We start from the raw sequence: 2,407 nt of genomic DNA, 5'->3' as shown, positions 1-2,407 counted from the left end.
ACGAATCTAAAAATGGGAGCCTATAGCTCCCATTTTTATTGTTAAACGTTGAATCCTATATGTTTTCCTGTTGGAAGCTCTACATCAATACGGAGCTTCCCACCCATTGCCTCAACATACTTTTTCATGGTTGAAATCTTAAGATCATTGCCACGATTTTCTATTGCTGAAAGCGATGGCTGTTTTATTCCCAAAGTTTCAGCAAGCTCTTTTTGAGAAATTTCGAGTTCTTCACGAATAAGATGAAGCTGATTTTCTAGCAGTAATTCATCAGCCATTTTTTGAATACGGGCTTGGCTCTCTGGAGAGCGGCTAGCTAACAATTCTTGCAGAGTCTTAGCCATTAGATTTATCTCCTAGGGTAGTGAGATGAAGTTGGTATTGTTCATCTGCAATATCCAGCATGTCTTTATAAAAACGCTTTTTACCGCCTTTATCAGCAATACATAGAACAATAGCCTGTCGTAAGGGATCAAATGCGAAGAAAGCTCTTAAGGGTCTACCGCGATGTTGAACACGCAGTTCTTTCATATTGGTAAATTTAGACTCATACACAGTATCTACTAAAGGACGGCCTAAACTCGGTCCCTGCTGCTGTAGAACAACCAGGGCAGCTAGGACCTTCTCTTGTGTAGGTTCATCTTGCTGTTCAAGCCACTGATTAAATAGATCTGTCGTAATGACTGTCCACATACCACAACCAAAATATAGATTATAGTCTATATTTTAGGGGCATTATGTTTGTTTTGCAAATGAGAAAGGATAAGCAATAAAAAACCCCGGTATCCTGCCGGGGGTTTCTATTGTTACTTGCTGCGCTTTTGTACCCTTTGGTCCATGTGCAATAACTTATAATTTTTGTTTTATGTTATGGAACTTCCTGTTCCTGATGAGTTCATCATAGGAAAACTCCAGTTTTCAGAATAGCCGCAAATAGCCGATATTCTTGTGCGTTCTAACCTACAAAATAGCCTAAATTTTATCCACAGCAATTGGGGATAGTTTCGCAACCTGGATCCGCATGGAATGGACACTTTTACTCAAATTGATCGTTTTTTAACCAATTTTACTGGCAAAATGTTACAGATTCGCTTAAAAACTCACCAACTTATTACAAAAGCAGATTTCTGCTGATTTATTGGTCATAACTAAATTTTTAAGTGATTGATTTTTAACTTAATATGCAAATGCATTTCGTATAACCGCCATTATGTTAAATCGCATATAAAAAAATTGACATAAATTAAATTTTATACAATTATATTGCACACAATATATTATTTAAAGGTAATTAAAATGAGTAATCTTTATTCTACCCAAGTTAAAGCAATCGGTGGACGTTCAGGGAATATTCGTAGTGAAGATGGTATCTTAGAACTAAAATTAGCTTTGCCAAAAGAATTAGGTGGTCGAGGTGATGCAACGAATCCTGAGCAATTATTTGCAGCTGGCTATGCTGCATGCTTTGGAAATGCCGTGATCCATGTAACTCGTAGCAATAAAGAACATAAAATCCGTGATAACGATGTAGAAGTCCTGAGTACTGTTGGCATGGTTGCTAATGGCAATGGTGGATTTTCCTTAACAGTACACTTAGATGTCACTCTTTCAGGTATTTCACAAGCTGATGCAGAGAAGATCGTGGAACAAACGCATCAAGTATGTCCTTATTCCAACGCTATTCGAGGTAATATACAGGTATCGACCACTGTCTATACCAAATAAAAAGCTATGTCCAAGAATCAGCTTTGCCTAGATGAGCAACTATGTTTTCCTATTTATGCTGCATCTAATTTAATCGTAAAAGCTTATCGCCCTTTTCTTACACCTCTCGGACTCACTTATCCTCAATATTTAGTGATGTTGGTTTTATGGGAAAAAGAATGTGTAAGTGTGGGTGATCTTGGACAAATTTTACACCTGGATAGTGGGACACTAACGCCCTTACTAAAAAGAATGGAAAAGTCTGAACTTATTAATCGATCACGTGATCCTAATGATGAAAGAAGAGTCCTTATTTCATTAAAAGAAAAGGGTCGAGAGCTACGAGCTGCCGCAGAAATGATTCCTAAAGAGCTGACTCAAAGTATTCAACTTGAAAATTTAAATAAACTAAAAGAAGAATTAAAGTCATTGGTTAAAGTGTTATCAGAGAAAATTTAAGAAATCTTATTATCTGGTGATATGAGTCACTATGATTCTGAAAATTAATTAATTTTTCTAAAATTAACATAATACACCTTATACGAAACGTGTTTGTTAGAACCCATTTAAAGTGTCTATATTCTCACCAATAAAAATGTCTGGTTTATGATGGTTTTTATGGCACTGTTGCAAATAGAGATTTGAGTCGATGATGTTCCCTTTAAAAAGTACTTAGAGACCGAAAACCCTGTTGATTAGACAT

4 protein-coding genes are annotated in these 2,407 nt (G+C 36.2%); 2 read left to right on the top strand and 2 right to left on the bottom strand.

The window, feature by feature from the left end; translation table 11 throughout:
- Window positions 1-41: 41 nt before the first annotated feature.
- Together Q9R21_RS14780 and Q9R21_RS14775 are read right to left on the bottom strand one after the other, a co-directional pair.
- Window positions 42-344 carry a helix-turn-helix domain-containing protein gene (locus Q9R21_RS14780; RefSeq protein ID WP_001140620.1) on the bottom strand — a complete coding sequence of 101 codons (303 nt, stop codon included), beginning with the start codon at window positions 342-344 and terminating at the stop codon, window positions 42-44.
- On the bottom strand, window positions 337-693 hold the full coding sequence (locus Q9R21_RS14775; RefSeq protein WP_004668307.1) for a type II toxin-antitoxin system RelE/ParE family toxin: 357 nt from the start codon (window positions 691-693) through the stop codon (window positions 337-339). Before Q9R21_RS14775 ends, Q9R21_RS14780 begins: the two co-directional genes overlap by 8 nt.
- 603 nt (window positions 694-1,296) lie before the next feature.
- Between Q9R21_RS14775 and Q9R21_RS14770 the strand changes: the two genes are divergently transcribed.
- Together Q9R21_RS14770 and Q9R21_RS14765 are read left to right on the top strand one after the other, a co-directional pair.
- Window positions 1,297-1,725: an organic hydroperoxide resistance protein gene (locus Q9R21_RS14770; protein WP_005108699.1), complete on the top strand. Its 429-nt coding sequence runs from the start codon at window positions 1,297-1,299 to the stop codon at window positions 1,723-1,725.
- Window positions 1,726-1,731: 6 nt separating this feature from the next.
- Window positions 1,732-2,163: a MarR family winged helix-turn-helix transcriptional regulator gene (locus Q9R21_RS14765; protein WP_005108698.1), complete on the top strand. Its 432-nt coding sequence runs from the start codon at window positions 1,732-1,734 to the stop codon at window positions 2,161-2,163.
- The last annotated feature ends 244 nt before the right edge of the window (window positions 2,164-2,407 follow it).

Origin of the sequence: Acinetobacter sp. RG5 (assembly GCF_031844265.1) — a bacterium.
GTDB lineage: Bacteria > Pseudomonadota > Gammaproteobacteria > Pseudomonadales > Moraxellaceae > Acinetobacter.
The sequence above is the reverse complement of the archived record's forward strand: the minus strand, read 5'-3'. Positions and strand labels throughout refer to the sequence as shown.